Here is a 24,015-nt window from a genome sequence, read left to right as displayed (position 1 = left end):
CGCTGGTGTTGCAGGGTGGTTAGGGCAACTGAGTGAATGTTCTGCCTCCTTATTCTTTGGAATAAGAAAAATCAGCCGTGACTAAATGCGACGCTGATTTATCAGATTGAACATCATAGGCGAAATAGTAACGTTCTCCAGTTGTGAACTTAAATCCGAACACAGGAAGGCACTCACCTTTTGGAACATAAACAGGTTTGTCATCAAAAACCTTGTGAAGAGAATTGCTTTTATCGCTGTTGATTTGAATGGCAGTAATCCTTTCTTGTGGCTCCAGTGGCGACACCACACAAACTTGCTTGTCTTTGATAAATGCCGCTGTAGATTCTCGCTCCACCATTCGGTCGCCAGGCCCAGGGCATCCCGTTAAGAGAAATACGACACCCAGCATCATCTTGTTTTCATGATTAACGACCCTTGCCTGTTACGATTTTCTGATAAGGCCAAGGGACATCCTGCAACATGTCATTGCCCCTGTACATCCCCATGCGCCCGGGCCTCTGATAGAAAAACCACTTATCAATCCCATAAACCAGTAGTAACCAATAGTCAGCTAAAATAGAGACTTACTGTTCAGGAGAGTAATCAGGTTACTGGCATACTTACACGACCTGATGTGCCTCCTGCTGATTAACACTCGCTTGTCATCACCTATATGGCCAGTGAAAGCGCAGGTGTTAAGCCGGCTGCAGGGTTGAGCTGAACGTTTGCCATCAGGCCCTATGTCCAAAACCCACAGGGGTTAGCGCAGCAGAACTGACGCCCCGGTAACGCCGGGTAGCCGAAGGGGGAGCATAGGCATCAGGATTTAAAAACCGTCAGCAGTCAGATACTGACTCGGTGTCTGTTTAATTATTCCTGCCAGCATGCGTTTTGTTATGAAAATGCTGCTGTCGGTTCACTCCAGTCCGCAATAACTTAAAATCGCGAATCATTATTCGAATGTTCCTGCTGTCCCCGCAGATTTTTGTGAATCCCGATAATCCATCTATAGTCTTGTAAGCTGGTCTTTCCATCCGTTTTGTAAAGCAAAAATATTCAGGATATTGCTGGCAGATGTCGTTTGCACTGTCCGTTAGCTGGATTAAAATACGATTAGCAACAGCTAACGAAGCGGATTATACTGGTTTATTCACTCATCCCGGAGGTAGAAACTGACGTGAAGGATACATACTACAACGATACAAGAATCAATTTGTTAATCCAGAGTGAACTGAATGAATTCTTTGAGGATTACAAGGGTATTATCTATGCCTACGCCATTATGAACAAGAAAGACCCTTCACAGATGCGTATTATTAATAACAACCCTGAGTGGTTCGACATATACCTTGAAAGAAAATATCAATTTATTGATCCCGTCATTATTCAGAGTTTACGTTGTGTTGAAGATTTTTTTTGGGAAAACAACGTCATTCTGTCAGGCGGCTACAATCTCACGCGAATTTTTAATGAAAGCTTTCAATATAATATTTTCCAGGGACAGACATTCCCTCTGCATGACTACCTGAACAACCTGGCTTTGCTATCCATTATTAGTCAGAAAGATTCTGGTATTGACATGGAAAAAAATCGTTCGAAAATAGTTAGTTTTCTTATTAAATTGCATCAGAAAACGCTTAACTTATACAGCCAACACCATCAGAAAAAAAACGTTTTTTTGTCACCGCGTGAGCGGCAAATACTTAAGTGGGTCGGCGCCGGGAAAACATACGCCGAAGTTGCGGTCATTTTATCTATTGCGGAACGCACCGTAAAATTTCATATGGGCAACGTCATGAAAAAGCTCGGAGTGAATAACGCCACACATGCGGTAAAACTTGGAACGGAGCTCCGGCTGCTGGACAACTGAGCCAGCGTTACAGGTTAAAGATGGCGTAAATGCCGGGACATCTCACGAAGCCAGCCACTGGCTTTGTCCCTGGTGATAATATCTTCCACGATGCTCATGCTGGCAGGCATGAAAATGTAGTAGATAACTTCCCCTTTTTCAGAAAGGCCTTTCTGAATAACTTCTATTTTCCAGTTCGCATGGCGAAATATTGCATACATGCCGCGACTTGCCACAGCGTACATCCCCCCGATAGTTTCTCTTCATGCAATAAAAAATCATTGCAAGGAATAACACTTTACTGGCGGGCAAGCCATGCAGGCCTGCAGAATCACGTCTTTCTTTATCTAAAAACAGCCGGCTAATCTCACAACAGGGGATATCTGTGGGGAGACCACTTATACCCTCGAAATATTCATGAAAAATTTCGCTCATCATCGTCGGCTGCGTCGAATCTATAAACCGTGCACCACATAGCAACTTCCCGTTATGCATGCCCAGCAGGTAAGTCGTATTTTCGTTGTCAAATTGATCCTTTTCCATGCCGTCAATGCATTCGACTTTCCAGTCGAGCCTCTCACGAAATGTTTTTCTTCTGAGCCGGTAGAGTTCGGTTGATAATTCTGGCGGAAATTCATCGTAATCACGCAAAAAAAACTCAATAGCAGAATTCATTCATTCATTCCTGATAATCACACATGGGAACCATTACCCCTGTCTTTTAAGACAGCTTTTATTACACCTGCGCAGACCCTATACTTAAAAAAATACCTGACCACCGGGCACTCACCATGCTTAGCGGTCAGGAGGTCAAAGACCAAGTCAACACCAGGGAAAACCCACCCGCGATTATCTGATATTTCAGGTACCGGGTACAGAGTGCAATAAGCGCTCAAACGATAATTATATTAAAATACGAAAAACATCAATTAACTATAGTTTAATTATTGCCCTTTATAATTTTAAGGGGCAAGCTTTCCTGTTGAATTGACTAAAGCAACTATTATCTAATCTGTGATACAGGTTAACCGGGGGTTTCCCCGCCTGACACTAATCAGTTGCTGAAGACATCGCCACCAAACTGTTCAGCGTTATACGAAACCCCTCACTATTATCGTTACAGATACCGCCAGCAGCGAGTAACCGGCCGACGCCTTTGATGTTAAGCGTTCCGTAGGTTACTGGCTGTCTCCCGCCTCCCACGCCGAGCTGCCTTAATGAAGTTGGCGCAGGTATTCCGTCAGAGCGTCGGTGATCGCGCTTACTCACTGCAGGATTAAACGCACCGATAGTGTTTTCGCTCCACCGAATCTGAAGGCATTTTCATTGCCGCAAATTAACTTACCTTTGTCGTCAATGTAAAACAGCCCTGCGGACAGAACAGACGCACCATTCAGGCATACCACATCACCACACTCTATCATGGCTTTTAATTGTTCCTTTGACCGCTCTCCGTGTCTGGAAAGCGTTCCGGATTATTCCTCGACAGGCAAATAAGACGGTTTTCTGGCAGGCTCAATCCCGTATAAACATCCCTGTGTTGTCTCTTTCATTCCCGGGGGGGATAATCGGACTGCAGGAAAGTGAATTAAACAATCAGGCAACGAAAACCCGATGTCCCGGTGGAGATACACCAGAAAACAGTGAGCAGGTTACAATGCAACTCAATCAATTGCGCATGCAAGTATTTTGGGCAAGAAAACCTAAGAGTTAGCCGTACATATCATAATAATTTAATGCGCAATGTGAGCGAATTTACATCATTAAATTTATAAGCAATTTTTTAACTTCTGCCAGAATTAATTCACATCTTATGAAATCATTGCTTAGTGTTAAGTTGCTTCTCAATGACTCTGACTATAATCTTATAACCGATGAGCGTTACCATTGTACAGATCACTAACAGCGTAATCCCCACAAAACCCTCAATATCGCGTTGATTAAATAGCCCTGCTAATTTTATCCAAAACCGCTGCTCTCCTTGTGTCGATGGATCTGACGGTCTTACCAGAAGGAACGTCATTACAAACAAAGATACTGCGATAAGGATTCTAAACCCCGCTGGGACACGTTTTGCTTCCATTTAAAACCACCTCAATTGTGCCAAAAGACATTAGTCCATTACGTAATTTCACTTGTGAAGTAGAGAGTAATGCTTGCCGAATAGCGATGAAATCAGTTCTGTGTTGCAAAGTGATACAACCTAAAGATACACCAAGAGGCCCGCGAGGATGTAGCCTGAAATTCCCTTGACCTGCCCCCAGTACTAGATACAACCGTCAGTTAGTAATGTCGGTTTTTTTATTTTCACTTTTTCCATTTCGCCAGCGTACTGCAAACTCTGATGGCATCTGATAATTCAGTGCCGAATGTGGACGACACTCGTTATAATCCTGCCGCCAGTCATGAATGATTTTCCTGGCGTGAACGATATCGCTGAACCAGTGCTCATTCAGACATTCATCGCGAAATCGTCCGTTAAAGCTCTCAATAAATCCGTTCTGCTTTGGCTTGCCCGGCTGGATTAAGCGCAACTCAACACCATTCTCTAAGGCCCATTGATCCAGTGCGCGACAAGTGAACTCCTGCCCATGGTCAGTTCTTATTGTCGCCGGATAGCCTCGAAACAGTGCAATGCTATCCAGAATACGCGTGACCTGAACGCCTGAAATCCCGTATGCGGTGGTAATTGTCAGACATTCCTTCGTGAAGTCGTCCACACAGGTCAGGCATTTTATCCTGCGACCGGTGGCCAGCGCGTCCATAACGAAATCCATCGACCAGGTCAGGTTGGGCGCTGCCGGGCGGAGCAGCGGCAGACGTTCCGTTGCCAGTCCTTTACGACGTCGTCTGCGTTTTACGCCCAGCCCGCTGAGATGATAAAGGCGGTAAACGCGCTTGTGATTAACCTGAAGGCCTTCACGGCGTAGTCACTGCCAGATGCGGCGGTAGCCAAAACGCCAGCGCTCCAGTGCCAACTCAATAATGCGCCCTGATAAATGCGCATCAGCCGCCGGATGCTGAGCTTCGCAGCGGCAGGTCGACAGAGACAAAACTGTAAGCCTGCAGGCACGACGTTGCGACAGACCGGTCGCATCACACATAAACTCAACGGCTTCCCGCTTCTGGCCTGTCGTCAGTACTTTCGCCCCAGAGCCACCTGAAGTGTCTCCCTATCCAGCATGGCTTCGGCAAGCGACTTCTTGAGTCTGGCGTTCTCTTCCTCAGGAAGACTTCAGGCGCTTAACCTCGGGCACCGCCATACTTCTTGCGCCAGGTGTAAAAGATGGCGTCGTAAATGGCGTGCTTACGGCAGAGTTCACGGGCAGAAACCCCGGCTTCAGCCTCGCGGAGAATACTGATGATTTGTTCGTCGGAAAAACGCTTCTTCATGGGGATGTCCTCATGTGGCTTGGGAAGACAATATTAACATCGCGGTGTGTTAATCAACGGGGAGCAGTTCAAGTTGGCAATGTTCACATTACACAACTGATTACGAGGGTGAAAGTTACTGCCTGAATTGTCGTACAGGAGACCTCAGCCATCCAACAACTGTGGCAGCATGAGAATGCTGAGGTATTTTCTTGCCGCCAACCTTTAAACCATTAAGTGAGAACCAAGCGCAGCAGTCAATGTTAGGCTGTGATCGGCGATACCCGCAATTTAGTTGCATACTCAGCCTGCACATAGGCTCACACTCGAAAACAGCCCAGGTAGAACTCGACCGGAATATTTTTGTCTCTCAATAGAGTAGTGGTAGTTAACTCAGAAATGCTAGGAAATCCTAGCTCTTATTGTTACTGTATAACGAAAAATGAGGTCCTCATGAAAACTACGTTATACAAAGATTTCACCTTTGAAGCCGCACACCATCTACCCAATGTACCGGAAGGCCATAAATGCGGCCGCTTACACGGACACTCTTTTGTCGTGCGCCTTGAGATTACCGGTGAAGTTGATAAACACACAGGCTGGATTATTGATTTCGCTGAACTCAAGGCCATTTTCAAGCCGACGCTAGATCGCCTAGACCACTACTATCTCAACGACATCCTTGGCTTAGAAAACCCAACCAGCGAAGTAATGGCCGAATGGATATGGAATCAGGTTAAAACACAGTTGCCGATCCTGAGTGCTGTCATGGTGAAAGAAACCTGTACTGCAGGTTGCGTTTACCGGGGTGAATAGCCCGAGATTGAACTTAGCTGTGACATTAATACGTTCCAGCTAAGTGTTTTTACCTTTACTATAATTTCAGATAACTACGGATACAGTCCAGCATACTCGTACTGCCTTTACCGGAAGGTTGCAGCAAAGGTTTATCCCCTCGCTCTTCTTTTATCGCGGAATAAGCAGAATGTTTAGAACTAAGCCAGGCAAAAATAAATATATCTGCTTCTTTTGCCAATGAACGCAGCATGGTTGAGCCGCCTTTATCGTTGTTGAGGCGAATATCAGCCTGAGGATAATCGGCTAGTAGTTGTTTTTTCACACGCTGTGCTACCGACTCCGTCAGTGTATAAATGCCCACTACCTTGTCATTCAATGTTGATCCGACACGAACCTCATCAGTTTTCTCCCCACTGTCTTCTACAATCTGTGGGGGTATGTCACAGACAAGCCCGCACTCACCAGCAAACTGAGCCAATAGACTCCACTGCAATTCACTATAGCGGGCTGGGTTGCGGTAAAACATGTTGAGTACCAGATTGAATAACTGTTCTCTGGCAAGTTGGTCAGCAGTCGGGTATACCAAGAACAGTTCCAGCAAATCCAGCCAAGCGCTAGCACTGGTGGTACCTGAATTCTCGATCATCATCTGCAGATTTTCTATTAGTTCGCGGTAATCATGCGCATTACTATCGCCCTCTAAATAACCGCGTGCTAGCTCACAGGCAGTGAAGATATCTTCGCGTGAACTATTGTCGTCCAGCGCCAGTTGTTGCAGCAATGCCAACCGGACAGACTGCCAGGAAGCGCTGGTTTGATGGTTATCCAGCCACTCGAGCAGCACTGGAATGGCATCGCGCAACACCATACTGGCGCAACTGTTGGTTTTATCCAGCAACGAAACAAATGCCTCGGGCTGGAAATCCTCTGCATTCCATTGGCTGCTGGCCTGCTCTACCGCTTCTATCGCCCCCGGCCATTGAGGGTTATTTAACACTTCCTGCAACCAGCCCTGCCAGTTTTCAAGCCCAGCGGTATCCTGTTCTGTGCGTATGGATGGCAGCATCAACTGTAGGGCAGTGTAGTAACGCTGGAAGGCCGGTTTCGCCAGCAACAAGTTACGCTCCTGTTGTGCCAGTTGTTGCAGATAGCTGACAGCCTTCACAGCAGCTTCTCTGCACTACCTACGACCCAGGCACATTGCAAAGCAATGGCTGCTCCGCGAGCGCTGACCGGTAGCAACAGCAACTCTTTCAGAACGCTTTCAGGATATTCGTCGGCTCTGGCAAGCAATTCATCGGTGCTCGCCGCCGGTAGGGGGGCCACTGCAACGGCCGGGAATGCTTCCAGCAACCGGCGGATCCAGTGCCGGTCATCGTCTGTTGCCCCCCTTCATACCGGCAACCACTTGTTGTGCCTGTTCCCTCAGTCTTGCCGGATCACTTTGTGTGTCGGAAAGTAACCACAGTAGGATATTTTTTATCGCCGATGGGGTGTTGATACCCTGCGTCACCTGGAATAGGCGCGGTACGTTCTTCACCAGCAAATTATTAAATGCTTGTCGTTGGGTGGCGAGGTCGCTCAACTGCTCATACTTCAGCAGAAACTGCTGATAGAAGACTGTCATCACTTCTTCAGCCAACACCAACGGGTGCGGCATATCCAAGACCTGTCGCAACTGAGTCGAATCCAGCAGGCTTTTGGCATCACCTTCCAGAGCCATGCAGCGCAGTTCGATAAACAGTTCGTTTATATGGCCTATGCCACCAGCATCACCCAGCTCCTGCAGATAGAGGCGAGTCTGCGGCACATCACGACGGCGCAAGGCGGCACGGATATCACGCAGAATACGGCCACGTGGGCGCAGAAGTGTGAGCTGATGACTCGGGCGGCTGGCGAGCTGTTGGCGCAAGCGCTCTATGCCATTGAAAATCTCCGGGATCCTCGACTGAGAAAGCGAGCTAAATTTATATACTCTATTGCTATAGTAGTCGATCAACGCTTTTTCCACCGGGTCGCTCGGATCCAGCATCGTGCGCTGGCGGTTAAAGTCAGACCACGAGGTGCCGACGTGCGCGTCTAATAACTCGCGCAACTCCGCATAGTCTCGTTCCTCATCGGCCATTGCATACCAGGTGACTTTATCGTTACTGCCCTTCACTACGCGCGGCAGGATCACCGGGAAGCATCCGTTGCGGACATCGTCAAGCCAGGGAGTCAACCGCTGTTGGGTTGATGCTTCTAGCAGTCCACCCGCGATTTTTTCCCAAGAGATGATATTGTTTTCTCTATGGAAAAAGGTTCGCAGGAACTGATCGCTATCAGCGCTGTTCATTGCACACCTCCCTGTGCCGGTTGGTAAAAGTCGTTAAACACCAACAACGCCTGCACGATAGCTGCTTTGTCTGTGGTCAAGTTAATCTGTTCATCATTGATCACGATCCCGCCGATCGTCAGATTCATCGAGCCACTTAGGAAGAAATGATCTCCGAGGAACCCTTTGGTGTGCAGCACCTCTTTCTGGCCAATGTACAGGTGATCCAGCATGCCGTAGTTGGCGACGCGTTCGGTTAACTGGCGGATAAAGCGTGCATTATGCTGGGTCTCGTTGGTCATCACTTTAAGCGTACCGCCGTTGGCTGCCGCACGCGCCAGCAGTTCTGAGGTCTGCACCTGACGCTGTCCCCAGGCTGGTTCGAGGTAGTCGAAACGGCCAGTGCGATTATCCAGCAGGTCGAGGTCGGTGATCCACGGCGAGACAATCCACAATTCCGCGCTGGGCTGAGCGATCTCCGCTACCAATAAGGAGCTGAGGACATCAAGAACTTCACTCTGGCGTGAGGTTCTGGATTTAAAGATACGACGGGTATTCATTGGATCGCCTCCGGAATTTCAATCATGGCGAAGGTATCATTGTTGTGGCGGCGCAGGGCACTGACGCGCGGGTAGAAGAACAACCCATACATTTCTACTGGAGTGACTAAAAGAGTAGCGATGGCCTCATTTATTGCATCGCCCGGTTCGGCCAGTAACTCGCATTTGCCATTATTTTCCAGATGCTGGTGACACTGCTGCATCCAGTCTGGTTGGTTGAGCGCCACCTGAGCACAACTGTGCTGCACCACATGGGCCAGCAGGAGGCGTTCGGTTGGCCCGGCAAAACTGTAAGGGTTGTACCACGTTAGCCAGCTATCACGAATAGTATGGCCGCGTGGCCACAGTAGGCCATTACAGGTATTTAAACGCCAACTCTCCAAGTTGCGCTGCCCTTGGCTCGCTTGTTGTAGTTGCTGGTCAAGCGCGCTGGACTGACTACAGGTAAAGGCATAAACACGCTGTGGTAATTCAATGCCCAATCGCTGCTCCTGCAGTCGCCAATCCTGTTGCAGTTGAAGTAAAAAAGACGTCGCTGCTGGCATCGGTCCCCGGCCGTAATAGGCGGGTGTTGATCGCCGACAGGAAGCTGTGGCTGGTCATAAAGCCGCTGCGCTGCAATTCTCCCAGCAAGTTGCGCTGCGCCTGAACTTGGCTTGCATGATTGTTAGCAAGGCGCATTGCATTCATACAAGCAGGCAGGGATGATGCCGGGTTTACCATGGTTTGCAGCAGGTGCCAGACATTATTGTCCATTGTCTCGTAGTTGCCTGGACTGAGGTTAAAGTCTAGCAATTCGAAGAAACTGCGCGGATCTTCTCGGTAAATCTGTTGGATCTTCTCAATTATGCCGCCACCGCCCACGGTGGTTTCCGACAGCCAGATTTCGCGCTGGTCAGGCGCGAGCAGCGCAGTGCGCACCGGCCCACCGTTGAGGTCAAGGATTAGGTCGTTGTCGTCGGCATCTGGGCACAACTGCATAGCAGTTTGCAGCAGCGCCGCACCCAGCGTGTTGGTGAAGTTGAGGGTCAACCACTCCAGCCAAGTGTTATCCAGCGGTTGCCACAGCAGTTCCACCCAGTCGGCAATTCTTGCCATCACCGGGGCTTGGGCCAACAGTTCACGCAAGCTTTGCTGTAGATCCTGCTCTATCTCTTCACCAGTCTGCGCATCATACAACGTCTGGAAGATTCGTGCAGGAACGTCAATCAAGGCGATCCCTGCGCTGTTGTGTTCCATTGCGCGGAACGCCTGCTCCGGGGTGCAGTTTTTCAATACAGCTTCGCTGCCAATACCTGCCAGGACAGTTTCTGCCAGCCAACCGCCGAGGAAAGTATTAACACAGATGGCCTCGTCGTGGGTGACCTCATACAGGAAGCGCGCCGTGCGCAATCCGGCCACCAGTTCAGGGTTGTTGCTGATGCTTGAGAAATCAAAATTAGGTAACCGACACTGGAATTTTATCGCATCTACCCACAGCGAGAAGCCAAACGCAGCGGGTTCGTCTTGGTGTTCAAATTTGAAGTCAATCTGCAGGCCTTCACGCTGGTCGCTGAATTTAATATTGGCACGTGATCCGGTAGCAAAGCGCACAGCTTCGATCGGACAGTGCTGCTGATGGCTGTAAAACTCCACCTGCTGGAAAATATCCTGCCAGACATTGTTGGATGGCACTTCCGCAGGGATGCTGTTCTGAGGTGGACGGATCTCGCTGTGCCAGTTAAGAAACGCGTTTGAGGTTTCACTCAGTTTAAGGTCATCTGGCGGCGTGCTGGCAGTCACTTCCCAAGCGCGGAAGCAGGGGATAACCTGCATGCCAGTGCGGGTGGTAATGTGACAATCGGGCATGGACTCCCGTTTATCTGGCGGGCAGTAATCATCGATTGGGAAAGGATGCGAACCATCTTTCAGCTCGAGTTTTTTCGGCACTAGCCAGTGGCATTCGCGAATGCTTTTGATGGCAAAGCGCTTGCTAATGCGCCCCGGGGCGAAATCTTTCATCCCCTGCAAAATCGGCATGCTGTGCGCATCGGGCCCCTGACCGACTTCACCCAGCAGGTTAATCTGTAACTCCGGCAGGCAGAGGTCGTTAAACAACGCGGACGGTATAAAGTCAGGCATCGGAGTGCTTTTGCGGCAGTTATCGGCCTGCTCAACGCCAAGGCGCGACCAGTTGGATCGCAGTCTTCTAAGTACCGTAGGCAGAAACGCAGTCATAATCGCGCGCGGTGGTTGCCACAGCAATGACTGCAGCAGTTTTTCGTCCTTAACCCCCAGTGCTTCAGCCAACCATGAGTTAAACTCCTGCTGGGTTTTCTGGCTTTTCAGAAGATCTTCAATCAGATCGGCCAGCTTTGACTGAGCTTCAGATGGCTTACCTTTGTCCTGCGGGACGGATAGGTCATCCCAGATACCGCGATTCCACTGATTAAGATACTCGTTACGGCTGGAAAGCCAGTCCATAGAGGCAAAGGCCGCCTGCATGCGCAGTACGTAGCTGTTGCTAACCGGCAGTTGGCGCGCCTTTAGTACGGGCTCAAACAGGTTTTCGTAGCACTGAAATGCCATGCGGTCACGACCATAGTCGGACAGCACAACCACGGTCCACGGGCGCATGGTGCGTTGACGTCCAGCGCGCCCTTTACGCTGCAGGAACTGAGCGTTATCGCGCGGGGCTTTATGCTGGATAACGGCACCGACGTTCGGGTCGTTAAAGCCGACCTCAAGTGACGCGGTAGCGACAATCAGATCCGCAGCATGGTCGACGCCAGCATCCTGCGAAGAGGTGCGCTTAACGTTGCTGCGGTCAGCGGAATCGAGCGTATGGCCAATTATTTTAGCCAGCGGCCACTGCTGACCAAAGGTAAATTTCTCTTCATTTGGCGCATCGCCGCGCAGCATCGCCAGCGGTTCTTTTTTGGCATTGATATTGCCATTCGAGTAACGACCTTCGGCATCCAATAGCTGGAAATAGAGGCGGTTAATGACGTCAATATCATCTGTAAAAACAAAACTGCGCGTGCCGTATATACCGTTGCTGACCGGTACTGCGGCATTGTCGAGCATACGTCTGGTTAGCATGGAGGCCTGAATGGTGGTGGACAAAAGGCTAGAGCGGGACGCTGGATCGCCACGTAGAGCCAGCATGTACTCCGCGCCCTCTGTCTCCATATCGTCTTCGGTCGGACTAACTTCCGCCACAAGATACTCTTCCAACCCGGTTAACGAAGCCATAAAGCGCGTCGCCTGCTCCAACGTTGCAGACAGCCCAACAAAGTGCGGTGTGGCACCGGACAGATGCCGCCAACGGCGGATCAGCATGCCGTTCTGTGCACCGCTGACGCCGGAATAGGTATGCACCTCATCAAGCAGCATCATCGACGGCGGGACGATGTTTTTGCCGATGCCAAACAGCGATGCCAGAAAAGGGTTGCCCATCTGTTTATTCAGCATTTCGGTGCTGGTAAACAAAATGTCAGGCAGCTCGATCTTCATACGCTTACGCGTCAGGATCACTTCATCAGGCTCGATGGTCTGCATACAACTATCGCAATGCAGACGTTCAAAACTGTTTTCAAGATCGGCGGTGCGCCAGACCATTTTGCCACGACAACTATCCGTCGGGCAGGGAATATACTGGCAGGACATGCCGTCACGATGCCGGCTCCAAGCCGTTTTCATGTAGTCACGATAAATCGCGTCTTTATCTAGCGGCACCATGCCGAACAGAGCGGCGATACGTACTTTGCGAACGCCTTTTTCTTCCAGTACACCGTTCAGTTTACGTACCTGACGCAGCGTTTCGATAAACTGATCTTTCAGCAGTTCATTGCGAGGGTAAATTGCCAGCGCCTTTACCGCATCTTTTCTTTTGGCGACCAGTTCGCTTCCGATAAAGGTCAGTGCGGGCAAATAGAACGCCAGGGTTTTACCTGTCCCGGTTCCCGCGCACACAATGGTAGCAGTCGAGCGGTGCTGGCTCTGCTGCACCCCGCGTAGTACATTTTTGCAGGCATCCTGCTGAAAGCGAGCCAGACTGTACATTCCGCTCGAGTGACTTATCAGGGCCGACAGTAGCTGGTGGTGGGTAGAAGTAAAACCGGAAGTTTCATCAAGTTGCTGCAGAACCTCAGCAGCCTGCATGTTGCGTAGCGGGTATTTGCGCTGGCGGCGGAGGAAACGATAGTCGGACACCAACGTCGGTGCGGTACGCCAGTTATTATTAAGGCCATGTTTAGGAAACATCTGGCGCAACTGGCTGTAAAGCCGCACTGACTCAGCCATGCGGGTACGAAACACCGAAACGCCATTTTGCTGGTGGCGCAGTAGCAATCCGCGACCGATCATAACTTTCGCTATGCCAAAACTAGTTAGCCCGTTGGCGTCGAGCGGGTGGTTCTGTAGGACCTGAGAAATAGTATTACGGAGCTCGGTCTCAGTGAAAAAACCTTGTGTGTTACCCCAAGTGAGCAGTACCGCCTCCTGCGACTCCAGCCCATCAAGTACTGCGCGAATAATCTGTTCCATTGAAACTAAGGCTCCTTACAGGCGTCTTATACGATAGCGCGTCAGGTCGTCTTCTTCAGTCAGCCAACTGAGTACATTAGGCGTCAACATATCGAGCGCGGCACCTTGCCCGGCTACGGCTTTGAGGAAGAGATTGACCTCTTCTGGCACGTCCAGCTTGAGCGCGACGCGCTGTTCGCAAAGTTGCTCATGCAAGTCGATTATGGCCTCAACTTCGCCAGCAGTTTTTGGCAGCCCACGACTACTGTTGGTGAACTTAGCGACAAGGTCACAGTAGTGCTGTTGTACTTTTCGTTGTCCTTCCTGATGAGCAAGGTTGCTGAAAAGTCTCTGGTCCACTTCCCACTGAGCTTTTAACATACGGATGTATTCACGCCACGCAGCGCTGGTATGTTCATTGAGAGTACTGGCTAAACGCTCAATTTCCAGAACCAGCAGAGCAAACTCCTGGGCTTGAGCAACATCATATGTACGCGCCTCGTACTGCTGAAGAAAGGCCGCCAGCAGGGCCTGCGGATTGCCAAAAGTTTCGCGGTCAAACAGGCCAACAATAGGATTACCGCTCTCACTATCACAAACCTGTCGTAGCAGCAGATAGCTTGTGAGGATCTGCGCCAGTTTTTTCGCCGGGGCATCGATTTTTTGCGCCACCTGCAGCAGGCTATTGCGTATCTCCTGAGCCTTTTCCAGTTGCTGATGGCGCTCAAGGCGCGTTTTAAATTCGCCGCTGCGCCGTGCAAAAACGCTAATCTCTTCCGACGCGCTGGAGATTACCACTTCACTGATGATTACTTCACTCATGCTAAGTTCTTCTCCAGTAGCGTTAACTGCTCAGTCAGCCTTGTCAGGGTTTGTGAGATCTCATTTTCGGCTCCCTCAATCTGGTCGCCGCCCTCATCACGGTGACGCTGCTGCAGATAGCTGCCGGTAGCATCTTCGAACTTGCTCCAGGCTTCCAACAGTAGCCGAAATGCCTCGTATTGTTTGCCGTTAACGGCAAGAATTTCTTTCATCAACACCTGAGGGTTATCGGCTGGCAAAGTCAGTTTCTCCAGTTGTCTGATCTGGTTTTTCAACTCAGGTTCTTTCCAGCCCTTTAACAACTTCAGCAAAACCGGCACCGTTTCACCCACCGGGCGGACGGCATCAGCGCTGTTCGCCAGTTCGACTATCTCCTTCATGATGTCACAGATATTAACCGTTGCCAGACTGGAGCTTTTGCCGTCGCTCAGGCGTTCAGTAATGCCCTCCTGAGTCTTCAGCAGCAGGGTCCGGTAACTACCCAGTCTGTTTTTGACTTCGTGGATCTTACTCGGTCGTTTCCCGGCTGCGACTTGTTGGCTTTTTGCCGCTTCCACCAACATTAATCCGTTGATGGCATAGGGTTGGGCGCTCAACTTTTTCGCCGCAGTAAGCGCGATTAAACGCTCGCGTAGGTTCCAGTGTTCATCGATCACGCTTACTCGCGACTGGGTTAAGAAGTCGTCCAGCAGCGGATGGCTTTTGTCCGTAGACCGTGGTTCTGTTAACAGGGCTTGCACTAAAGTTGTCGAGACTGGAGATGAAAAACCATCCAGCCCAAGGAATGCACAACTCAACTGTAGGTCTTTGACAATACTGGAAAGCTCCTCGCGTTCTTCCTGCAACACGGTGAGTTTTACTTCTGTTTCAATACGGTCGACAAAGTTATGGAAGGCAGCATAATCGATCTCACTACCCTCGAAATCCCAGTTCTGGTAAAGGTTGAAGCGCGCCATCGCCAAGCAGGCGCTGTACAGCTCGGGAGTATCCTTAAGCGTCACAAGCGGGCGCGACTGATTACCCACCAGCACGCGGGGTAAGTGGATCCTTCCCTGGTTTTTTGTTGAACTGGCCGTGAGCGAGGTCTGAATCAGCTCGGTTGACCAGTCAATACGCGCAATCAACGCTTCAAGTAACCACTTACGGATATCACGCGCTTTGGCTTGATCGAGCGTGTTGCCTTGGTTCCATTTTTCCAGCGCGGCTTTCCATTGCTGAATGGCTGGAACTTCACCGGATGGCAGTGGATCATCGCCTCCGGATGGCAGTGGATCATCGCCTCCGGGTGGCAGTGGATCATCGCGTCCGAGTGGTGGTGGATCACCCAACAGTTCTGCAGCTTGCGGCAGGCCGAATTCTTCACAGATGGCTAGTGTCAGGCCAACCAAGTTTGCACTGTTACCGCCCCAAATGGCCAGCAGTGAATTGACCCGATCGGGCTGGCTAACACCGGACAGGCGCACCCTTTGCTGAAGTTCCTGACCGCAAATAATCCCTTCATACCCTGACGGCGGGAATTGCCCATCAAGATAGCTCTGGCGATAATTTTTTTAGCGGTTCACGCAGGATAGCGTTCAGTATATTTCGCGGGACGAAAACCAACCCGTGTTCTTTATCCTGACAGTGGCGTTCAACCAACTGTCCGATTGCTGCCGGATTAAATGGAAACAGTGGATGGCCGTAACTGCTGTGGCCGAAACTCGCCAGCGCGGGCGCAGCACATTCGTTTTCCAGTACCTCCTGATCCTGCCATACCGGAGTATCCCTATAGCGCTGCCCATCCTGCTGATGGTGATATTTTTCCAGCGCAACAGTACCGTGGCGGGCTGCGTTAAGATAGCGGCCGCAGAAGTCCACAACGCGTTTTTTCAGTGATGTATCACTTTCGCTGGCGTGCTGCTGCTGGATCACCCATTCATAGCGGGCACGGGTGCCCAGCGTATTACGATGACGCTTAAAGCTGTCGTGGCCCTCGGTCACTGCAATAATCGAGTTCAGGGTACACAGCACCTTTTTGCCTTCGTACCCCTCCTCTTCCAGCAGACAGTCGATCAGTACGTCCTCAATCGCTGAGGTAGCGGCTAAATCTTCCACCAATAAGATCAGGCTGCGGTCTTCTGCCAGCAACTGGCGGCGAATCATGCGCATCAGGTCCTGGAAGCTGGCCCGGTTAAAGCTGAACAATTCTCCAAAGGTGTCTCCCAACGCCTGAGGGATCACCTCGTTAACAACGCGAGCCGCTGCTTGCTTTTTTTCATCATTGGTAAGCAACTGCTGGTTGACCAGGTAGGGGAGCACTGCCGGTGAAACTTGCCTGAGATTCAGGTCACTGAAGGTGAAGTCTTCCGAAGACATTTCATAACGTAAGTTGGCAATACTCTCATCGTCAGCACCCTTACAGAAGCGCAGCGCAATATTGTGCAAGCAGGCCCTAGGATCGGTAAAATACTTCGTCATTACACTGTCAAAAAAAAGCGCGGGAAGCCGAGTTGATGCTGCGTGTTGCTGGATTTCTTTCAGCTTTTTTTCCTGCTTTCGTCCAGTTGAATTTTCCCCATCTGCTCCTGTTGCAGTTCTTCTACAGCAGACTTCCAAGCTGCGTTTAGTGCCTGACGCAGCTTGAGAGCTATATGTTCGGCCACATTTTCAGGAATCAACTGCTGCCCGACCCCGTTTACCTTCTCGCGGATACTCTGATACTGCTCACCCTTTAAGTCTTCTAAGATGGTAGTAAGCACGCGCGGCAAAGACGCATTTTTGGGGATACGAATAATATGATATTTTGCGTGATCTTCTCGGCGTTTAAGTTGCGCATGGACCCAGCGCACTAGATGGGATTTCCCCACGCCAGAGGCTCCAATCAACGGCAATGGACGATTATGTTCCAGTAGAAAGTCCAGCAGCGCCCCCTCACCCACCTGAATGACCTTACCACTGTGAAACTCGACGCGGTCGAGATGCATAGGTTCATGGACCGCCAGCAATTGGCTGTCGGCTAGTGACTCGGCTTCGGTCAGGATGCAGGCGGTAACGTTCTCTTCGTCGGGCCAGTAGCTCTGTAATTGTGGCATTAGTGGGCTCCTGAGCTAGTTAATTTAAGATGGGTCACGGTACGCAACACACTCCCTTTTCTACCGGTTAACTGCATTGCGCCGCTGGCGTCAGACTCCGCCTTCATATTGATCATCCCGGAGAGTTGAAGCCGCAGCAGCGCGCGCGACAGCGAGGTCGAAATTCGGTTAGCGCTGAGTGGTTGCCAGCCATGCTGGCTGATACGGTCCTCTACCTGCTGGCGATAGCTGCCACCGTCAAGGACCGGCAGTGCCTGATTCAGACGTTGCAACGCTTCGCCGATGGGCAGTTGTTCCCCAGGCCGCATCAGGAACGGTAGCTCTTCCCGGATAGCATCCGTGGGGTCGATGGCGAAGCTGTCGCGGGTAATTTTCTGGGCATAGCCCAGCCAGTTTAGATAGCCAGGTACAATCGGAACTTCGTTAGTTTTATTGATGCGGAAATCGGGCAGGAACTGATTTACTAACGCTTCCAGATTACGCGTGCTGATATCGGCGTTGTTATACACATCCAGTGCCAGCAGCAGCGCTGCGAGCAGGGTGAGGTCAACGGCACGTTGATTGCGTGAACTTAGGTCACTGTTATTTTCCGGGGACTGTAAGCAGCGGCGTGCAGCCTGCCGCAGCGGCATATTTTTTGTGCTGAAATAGTTCGAGCTGAGGCTGATTTCAGTTGTATCGCCTACCGGTTCTTCCGACAGTATCCCCAGATCCAGCCACGCTCTTAATTCTTGGGGCGCTTTACCTCTTGCATCCGGTGCGTCACCCGTTTGCAACGTTTCCGGTGCACAGAGCGCCATCAGTTTTTCACGCGGCATCGTGTTTTTTGGGCTGGCTTTCAGCACCTGATAAAATGCAGCTAGCACGGCATACTGACTGCCTCCGTGGGCATTATTGATAATCGACACGGTCTAGTTTCCTTTGAAGTTGTTCGATGGTGATCCAATTGTGATTATCGAGATGAATGTAATGCGTCCCTCCGGGGTGGTGGGGATCGGGCATATCATGCGGGATCAATGTCAATTGCAATGGGGCCAGGCTGAATGACGGTAGGTAGCCACTGGCGCAAGACTCTGGAGTAGGAAGGATCAATTCTGCCAGTTCACCCATCACATCGTTATCCACCACCGATTCGCCGACCACACACAATTCGTCGCTCAGCAGGGTCAAGCGCTCACCACGCGGGATGGCACTGAATACATTATGTAGCAAGGCCGGAGCCGACCATATGCGCTGGACAATCCCTGCGCGATGCAGTTGTACCAGTAACGTCGCGACGCGGTGATACCAGCCCTCACGTTCCCATTCATCATCGGTCACCGCAGGGTAGATAATAAAACAGCTTGAAAAGGACAGCCCGCTCAACTCCTGCCAGCGGTTTAACGACTCCTGTGAAGGCGATACTATCGGGTTGAGCAGCAACGGCGGAGGGATCACGTAACCGCTGTTTAACATCATACTCTTTCGGCAGGCCGGGCAACCGGCGCAGGCGTGGCCCGGGGTATATTCCGTCAATGAATATAGGTCCACCAAAGTCTCACATAGCGGGATGAGTTTGGGGGTATGCAGCCAGTTGATTAACGTATTATGGTTAGCTCTTGCCGCTTCTCGGGTCTCTTCACGTGAAGGAATAATGTGCGTGTTCCATAACGCCTCACCAGTATGGTTGCCGATCAGAATGCGCACCACCAGAGAGTTTTGATTCTTTTGCAAGAGTTGCTCCAATGCCGCTTCATAGTGCCTGACATCGGCAAACGTGCTCTTATCCGGCGGGCTTTGCAGGTCAGTATCTAGTTCTAACACACCTGCACGTACCATCATCAGTACGGTACGCAGATTCCAAAGCTGGTTTTCATCACTGTGAAAATTAAGATTGCCATGGATTCTTTCAATATCAATACGATATAAGTTATCACCCACGTGCTCTGCCCTTCCCCACAGCGTTTTCCAGCGTTCCAGACCCAATTCACGACCAATGAGTTTTTGAGAAGAGAGCCGTTTTGCTTGGCTGACATCCTTATGTTCATAAATCAGAAGTGAGGTGCAAGCAAAACCATCGCGCCCACCTCGACCCACTTCCTGATAGAAGCGGTCCATATTTTCGGGCACAGTAGCGTGAACCACCGTACGCACGTCATTTTTATCCATACCAACGCCGAACGCCGAGGTGGCAATCATGATATCCACCTGATTATTATTCCATTGTTCCAGCAGTCTCTGACGTGCGGCATCCGGCGTATCACCGGTAAATGTAGCAAGCCGCTTATACCCCTGATCGCGCAGAATCTGCGCCCACTCTTCAGCTTCTTCCGGTCGAGTCACGTAGAAGATTAGAGGGCGCGGTGCATGCGCCAACGACTGCAGCACCTTATCCTGTTTATCACTATGGTCTGTCGCCCGATAGCACCAGTAAGCCGGCTCAGGGCGCAAATGGCTAGCGTGGACCTCGATCATCTGCTGATCGAAAGTATCACGCAGAGTTTTACGGCTAGCTTCGGTGATGGTCGCGCTCATAAGCAATGTAGAACATGGTGTTAACTTCGCTTTACGACTGATGCGTTTAAGCCCGCGGATTAATCCACCCAACTGCTGGAAATGCGGACGAAAGCCATTGCCCCAACTGGCGACAATATGCGCCTCATCGACGATAACATGGCGCAGGCCGCCTTGTTTGGCCGCGTCAAAAAAGGGCAAACTGCAGTGAGCCACAGGCAGCTTCGGGAGAGGTGACGATCAGTCTCTGTTCCCCGACTCTAATACGCTGACGCGTATCGCTTTTATCCTGCGCCGGCAGATCGCTGTACCAAGCAGAGACCGATTCAACTCGACCACCGGCTTCGCTCAACAACTCGCGGAATCTACGTGTTAGCTCCATCACCAGCGCAGTCGTTGGCGCTATCAATAGACACATCGCCCCCCTGCGGAGGGGCCATTAATGTCAGTACCTGAGCCACCAACGTCTTACCAGTGCCGGTGGGCAAATTAACCAGCAGCGTACTACCCGGTGGTGCGAACAGTGACCGGCGTATCGCATCTCGCTGGCCTGGAGCTTGGTAGTGATCAAATTTTAAAACTGGGCGCAGAATATGGTCCATCGGCACACGTGTGTCCTGGCGACGTAATTGGTGCAGATCGTTGTCAAGAAAAGGTGTGATATCTCCCTGTTCCAGCCACTGCGGGCACCAGGCAGGACCAGCACTGAGCAAAAAGGTGTGACCTAGTCGTTGACAGTGAATACCGCTGGCTTCCCACTCTCCCAGACTTGGCCAACCGGGGTAGCTATCATCAGGGACCGTCAACTCGTTATCGCTGTGGTGGGAATATTTTTCCCGGTATAGCCAGTCACGAATTAGCGCCCGGCGATCGAGATGCCCGGCGTTCGCATCCGGAAGCAGGCACTCCCTCAATGCTGATGTAATACTAGATTGCTCAATCAGTTGCGCCAGTTTCATCAGATCTGTGAATCCTTGTGCAGTAGGGCTTCTGACGCAATGATTAACGCACGTGTTGCCAGAGTGGTGATCTTCGGCCATGTAATACTATGGCGCAGCGTCTGCCCGGTCTCCTGCTGGTCAGCGTGGTGTAGCAAGGCACTACTCAAATATTTTTCTAGACGGCTTAAGCCGAGAGCCTGTTGTGCGGCGAACTGGCCCACCGCCAATTGCTGGGCAATACTGTAGCTATCATTACACCAAGTTCGCCACTCTTTGGCACTGAAACAATGGGCAATCTGCGCCCAACGCTGCTCATTCAGGTTAAGGTGACGTCCGCCGCGCTTCTGCGGAGAATAAGGCTCATCCAATATAGTCATTACGTCCGCATCGGTGATGTGCTCACCCGCTTGGTTCAGCCATAGAGTCATGATTTGAGGTGGCATCAAATAGTCAGCCAGGCGCTGTTGCGCTGGAGTGTTAACATCGGCCTCAATCAGGAAATCGTAGCGGAAAAAAATTTTTTGCTCTTCACCCATGCTGGGCGTGATGCGTAGAACCGCGCTAGCTATACCGCGCTCTTCAAAATCAAGCAGTCTCAGGATGGCATCGTGGAAAGGTTCGCCTAGCCGTGCAGGGCGGATGTTACCCTGAGTAGAATCTGAGCGCTTATAGCTTAATGGCCAGGTCACAGGAGAATTCCCGCCTGACTTGTTGAGATCAAAGCCCAGCAGGCAGTGTTTTTGTAAGCGCTGCGGGCTGACTAAGGTACCAGCATTCCAATCCCCCCGGATTGAAACGATACCGCAGTGCTGCCGGAGTATCCTCATCCCGGATAACATCAAATTTCAACACCTTACCCAGCAGATTACTCGCGCATTGGCGGAATTCGTCTTCATTCTCATCGATCTCCGCCAGCGCATCAGCATACTCCCTGGCTTCGATGATATCGCCGTCGATTTGCAAAAGGACTTCCTGCATTTCGATTCGCTGTTTTTCTTCTGCCAAGCGACCATCCTCACCCGCCAAACGTGCGCTAAGCTGTATCATGCTCTCTTCTCCTAACGGATAGAGATTGGCGCTAAGCCACTGTAACTCTTCATCAACCAAGTATTGCAAACTGGCAATAGAATCTTCGAAAATGTTGAAAACATTATTGAGAATAGCCAGCCACTGATTTTGCAGGTCATCTGCTTCACTCACCAGCGCCATGCTGAGGATGGAGGTCGCATTCTCGTTCGCACAATATCGATTCAAACGACCTAAGCGCTGTTCCATACGATTAGGTGAAAGTAACAGATCATAATGCAGCGCAATTTTACGACCACCATGTAAATTGACACCTTCTTCAGCCCGGCGATCACACACCAGGATCTGGCATTTGCTTCCCTTGCCAAAGCGAACTTCTTTATCGGGGTTGTGACGCTGGATTTTGCCAATAAACGGCATCATCAAGTCAGTAAAGACTTGATCTGCCACCCAAGGCTGATCGCAGAACACCACAATGTAAGGGAACTCTTTAGCGTTGCTGTCCAAAAGTATTTCCAGTACTTCAATTAAGCGCTTACGCTTGCTATCACGTTCCATGATGCAACGGTCTATCAACTCCTGCAGGATATTCTTCTCGCCGTCAAACAACGGGTACTGCAACAATGCGAGTTGTGATTCACTGTATAAGAAGCCCTGTGCAGCACTTAGTGGCTGCTGCTGTAAACGACTGGTGGCGAGTCGTGCAAGCAGTTCCGGTGTGGCGATGGCGGCTTCAAACAGTAACTGGTAAATCGCGGCAAACGTCTGGTCCTGTGGATATAGCATCACTGCCGATTCTCGCCAGGCGATCATCATGTCGTTATTGGTGTTCGTGGCGGTATATTTTTTCAGCGACAATCCTGACAAACCGGGCATAAGGATGCTGATACTAGGACTGCTACGGCGGTTGCGCAGCAGGCGATGGTGAAGACGATAACGGTTTCCGATGTAGTGTCGGATTGTATTGATCAGCAGATCGCGCGTTTCACTCTGCTCAGGCTGCAGCATCTCTAAATGGGGGAGCAACTGCGCAGTCAGTCCGTGAAGAACTTCATCCTCCGGAAACAGTTCGGTCAAGGCATGCAGGTTATCTTCCAGCGTCATGTTGTCGTTATCACAGTTAAACGCATAGAACAGTGAACCTATCTCTTCGCGTTGCTGGATACGCTGCTGAAATTTCAGCAGCCCAGTTTCAGTCAGCTGATAATTATTGGCATCCAGCAGATGCAACATGGCTAGGAAGTTCTTTTCGTTGCCGGTCACGGGCGTTGCCGACAACAGCAGCAATTTGGCGCTTTGTTGCGCCAGTTGGTTCACGCTAGCGTACTGCTGCTCATGCTCTGCGTCCCATGCCCAAGCACCGACCTGATGAGCTTCGTCAATTACCAGCATATCAGGGCGGAATGGCAACGGATTCTCTTCGCGGAAATCAGTTATATCAATGACATGGATCGACTCGTTCAGTAACTCCCCCTAGGTGGAAACGTGCGGAAAGTTCCTGCTGCCACTGGCGGTGAAGAACCTTGGGTGCCAAGATCACCACGCAGTGAGTGAACTGATTTTCCATGACGTGTTGCCGCACGATCAGCCCAGCTTCAATGGTTTTCCCAAGGCCGACTTCATCTGCCAGTAGATAGCGCTGAATGGGGTCAGATAAGACCCGACGTGCGACGGCCAACTGATAAGGTTCGAGTTCAATACTGGACGACAGCGAAGAGGTAATTCCAGCGCAGGCGTTGCGTTGTTTCAGCATCTGATGCTGATAAGCTAGACGGGCATCCTGCCAGAAGGGAGTATAGGTAATGCGCTCGGACAGTAGTGCCGCAGCATCACTAATAGGTCGATCCCAGCGGACAAAAATATCAGCTAAGCAAACGTCTTCCTGCTGTTTATTGGGAAAATGAAGACGGACCCCATTTGGTACATAACCCATAACACGCGCTAGTTGCCAATAGGCATGTTCATAGTTAAAACGATAAACTAGGTCTTCTGCATATAACTGAGTCCTTTGTAGAAATTTTATGTCGACAGTTTGGCTTATACCTTCATAGCTTGCTGGGGAATCAAAATACTTAACCAAGGCTTCATCCTCATTGAGGCTCAAAATCCTGCCGACTCCATAAGGCGAGCTAACCAAACTACCTACACAAAGCGTCTTAGCTTCATTCATAAATTTTTACCATTCGCATTTTATTTCTTAACGCACTGAAAATAATGATTATTTTTTAGTTAAAGTAAGGCTCTACAGTTAATAACTATAAGTATAGCGTTTAACAGCGCT

The 24,015-nt window shown here is 50.5% G+C and carries 22 protein-coding genes and 1 pseudogene; 2 read left to right on the top strand and 21 right to left on the bottom strand.

Going from position 1 to position 24,015, the window contains the following annotated elements:
• Nucleotides 1–49 precede the first annotated feature (49 nt).
• A complete protein-coding gene (locus tag JNO11_RS02020) occupies nucleotides 50–394 on the bottom strand; it encodes a putative T6SS immunity periplasmic lipoprotein (RefSeq protein ID WP_325176884.1) in 345 nt (114 codons plus the stop codon).
• A gap of 765 nt (nucleotides 395–1,159) precedes the next feature.
• Between JNO11_RS02020 and JNO11_RS02015 the strand changes: the two genes are divergently transcribed.
• Nucleotides 1,160–1,852, top strand: a complete 693-nt coding sequence (locus tag JNO11_RS02015) for a LuxR C-terminal-related transcriptional regulator (RefSeq protein ID WP_325176883.1) — start codon at nucleotides 1,160–1,162, stop codon at nucleotides 1,850–1,852.
• 138 nt (nucleotides 1,853–1,990) lie between these two features.
• Here the strand turns inward: JNO11_RS02015 and JNO11_RS02005 are convergent, their stop codons facing one another.
• From JNO11_RS02005 to JNO11_RS01990, 4 genes and pseudogenes are all read right to left on the bottom strand, one after another.
• Nucleotides 1,991–2,506, bottom strand: coding sequence for an acyl-homoserine-lactone synthase (locus JNO11_RS02005; RefSeq protein WP_325176881.1), 516 nt, complete (start codon nucleotides 2,504–2,506; stop codon nucleotides 1,991–1,993).
• A gap of 1,144 nt (nucleotides 2,507–3,650) precedes the next feature.
• On the bottom strand, nucleotides 3,651–3,914 hold the full coding sequence (locus JNO11_RS02000) for a hypothetical protein (protein WP_325177686.1): 264 nt from the start codon (nucleotides 3,912–3,914) through the stop codon (nucleotides 3,651–3,653).
• Nucleotides 3,883–4,107 (bottom strand): tlde1 domain-containing protein, encoded by a 225-nt coding sequence (locus JNO11_RS01995; protein WP_325176880.1) that lies wholly within the window; start codon nucleotides 4,105–4,107, stop codon nucleotides 3,883–3,885. Before JNO11_RS01995 ends, JNO11_RS02000 begins: the two co-directional genes overlap by 32 nt.
• Before the next feature lie 3 nt (nucleotides 4,108–4,110).
• Nucleotides 4,111–5,224: pseudogene (locus JNO11_RS01990) on the bottom strand (IS3 family transposase).
• A 432-nt stretch (nucleotides 5,225–5,656) separates the two neighbouring features.
• Between JNO11_RS01990 and queD the strand changes: the two are divergent.
• Nucleotides 5,657–6,019 carry a 6-carboxytetrahydropterin synthase QueD gene (gene queD, locus JNO11_RS01985; protein WP_307594452.1) on the top strand — a complete coding sequence of 121 codons (363 nt, stop codon included), beginning with the start codon at nucleotides 5,657–5,659 and terminating at the stop codon, nucleotides 6,017–6,019.
• 58 nt (nucleotides 6,020–6,077) lie between these two features.
• On the opposite strand, the gene dpdD is transcribed toward queD, so the two are convergent.
• The 16 genes from dpdD to JNO11_RS01905 all read right to left on the bottom strand — a co-directional run bounded on the left by dpdD (nucleotide 6,078) and on the right by JNO11_RS01905 (nucleotide 23,904).
• A complete protein-coding gene (dpdD, locus tag JNO11_RS01980) occupies nucleotides 6,078–7,166 on the bottom strand; it encodes a protein DpdD (RefSeq protein WP_325176879.1) in 1,089 nt (362 codons plus the stop codon).
• Nucleotides 7,163–7,354, bottom strand: a complete 192-nt coding sequence (locus JNO11_RS01975) for a hypothetical protein (protein WP_325176878.1) — start codon at nucleotides 7,352–7,354, stop codon at nucleotides 7,163–7,165. The genes dpdD and JNO11_RS01975 overlap by 4 nt, the downstream gene beginning before the upstream one ends.
• A gap of 19 nt (nucleotides 7,355–7,373) precedes the next feature.
• Nucleotides 7,374–8,336 (bottom strand): hypothetical protein, encoded by a 963-nt coding sequence (locus tag JNO11_RS01970; RefSeq protein WP_325176877.1) that lies wholly within the window; start codon nucleotides 8,334–8,336, stop codon nucleotides 7,374–7,376.
• The gene (gene dpdK / locus JNO11_RS01965; RefSeq protein ID WP_307594457.1) at nucleotides 8,333–8,875 is read right to left on the bottom strand and encodes a phospholipase D-like domain-containing protein DpdK; all 543 of its coding nucleotides are present in this window, start codon (nucleotides 8,873–8,875) and stop codon (nucleotides 8,333–8,335) included. Before dpdK ends, JNO11_RS01970 begins: the two co-directional genes overlap by 4 nt.
• A complete protein-coding gene (locus JNO11_RS01960; protein ID WP_325176876.1) occupies nucleotides 8,872–9,357 on the bottom strand; it encodes a hypothetical protein in 486 nt (161 codons plus the stop codon). Before JNO11_RS01960 ends, dpdK begins: the two co-directional genes overlap by 4 nt.
• The gene (dpdJ, locus tag JNO11_RS01955) at nucleotides 9,347–13,402 is read right to left on the bottom strand and encodes a protein DpdJ (protein ID WP_325176875.1); all 4,056 of its coding nucleotides are present in this window, start codon (nucleotides 13,400–13,402) and stop codon (nucleotides 9,347–9,349) included. The genes JNO11_RS01960 and dpdJ overlap by 11 nt, the downstream gene beginning before the upstream one ends.
• Nucleotides 13,403–13,417: 15 nt before the next feature.
• The gene (locus JNO11_RS01950) at nucleotides 13,418–14,203 is read right to left on the bottom strand and encodes a hypothetical protein (RefSeq protein WP_325176874.1); all 786 of its coding nucleotides are present in this window, start codon (nucleotides 14,201–14,203) and stop codon (nucleotides 13,418–13,420) included.
• Nucleotides 14,200–15,666, bottom strand: coding sequence for a hypothetical protein (locus tag JNO11_RS01945; RefSeq protein ID WP_325176873.1), 1,467 nt, complete (start codon nucleotides 15,664–15,666; stop codon nucleotides 14,200–14,202). Before JNO11_RS01945 ends, JNO11_RS01950 begins: the two co-directional genes overlap by 4 nt.
• Before the next feature lie 61 nt (nucleotides 15,667–15,727).
• Complete coding sequence (locus JNO11_RS01940) at nucleotides 15,728–16,798, bottom strand: hypothetical protein (protein ID WP_325176872.1); 1,071 nt, start codon at nucleotides 16,796–16,798, stop codon at nucleotides 15,728–15,730.
• Nucleotides 16,720–17,274, bottom strand: a complete 555-nt coding sequence (locus tag JNO11_RS01935; RefSeq protein ID WP_325176871.1) for an AAA family ATPase — start codon at nucleotides 17,272–17,274, stop codon at nucleotides 16,720–16,722. The genes JNO11_RS01940 and JNO11_RS01935 overlap by 79 nt, the downstream gene beginning before the upstream one ends.
• The gene (dpdG, locus tag JNO11_RS01930) at nucleotides 17,274–18,182 is read right to left on the bottom strand and encodes a protein DpdG (RefSeq protein ID WP_325176870.1); all 909 of its coding nucleotides are present in this window, start codon (nucleotides 18,180–18,182) and stop codon (nucleotides 17,274–17,276) included. The genes JNO11_RS01935 and dpdG overlap by 1 nt, the downstream gene beginning before the upstream one ends.
• Nucleotides 18,166–19,983 carry a protein DpdF gene (gene dpdF / locus JNO11_RS01925; RefSeq protein WP_325176869.1) on the bottom strand — a complete coding sequence of 606 codons (1,818 nt, stop codon included), beginning with the start codon at nucleotides 19,981–19,983 and terminating at the stop codon, nucleotides 18,166–18,168. The genes dpdG and dpdF overlap by 17 nt, the downstream gene beginning before the upstream one ends.
• 149 nt (nucleotides 19,984–20,132) lie before the next feature.
• Nucleotides 20,133–20,726: a hypothetical protein gene (locus JNO11_RS01920; RefSeq protein WP_325176868.1), complete on the bottom strand. Its 594-nt coding sequence runs from the start codon at nucleotides 20,724–20,726 to the stop codon at nucleotides 20,133–20,135.
• Entirely contained in the window at nucleotides 20,726–21,397 is a 672-nt protein-coding gene (locus JNO11_RS01915; protein ID WP_325176867.1) for a hypothetical protein, read from the bottom strand. Before JNO11_RS01915 ends, JNO11_RS01920 begins: the two co-directional genes overlap by 1 nt.
• A 28-nt stretch (nucleotides 21,398–21,425) precedes the next feature.
• Nucleotides 21,426–23,144, bottom strand: coding sequence for a protein DpdE (gene dpdE, locus JNO11_RS01910; protein WP_325176866.1), 1,719 nt, complete (start codon nucleotides 23,142–23,144; stop codon nucleotides 21,426–21,428).
• Between the two features lie 28 nt (nucleotides 23,145–23,172).
• On the bottom strand, nucleotides 23,173–23,904 hold the full coding sequence (locus JNO11_RS01905) for an SNF2-related protein (protein ID WP_325176865.1): 732 nt from the start codon (nucleotides 23,902–23,904) through the stop codon (nucleotides 23,173–23,175).
• Nucleotides 23,905–24,015 lie beyond the last annotated feature (111 nt).

The sequence above is a fragment of the Pantoea sp. 1B4 genome, assembly GCF_016925765.1.
GTDB lineage: Bacteria > Pseudomonadota > Gammaproteobacteria > Enterobacterales > Enterobacteriaceae > Pantoea > Pantoea agglomerans.
This window is presented reverse-complemented; position numbering and strand designations above follow the sequence as displayed.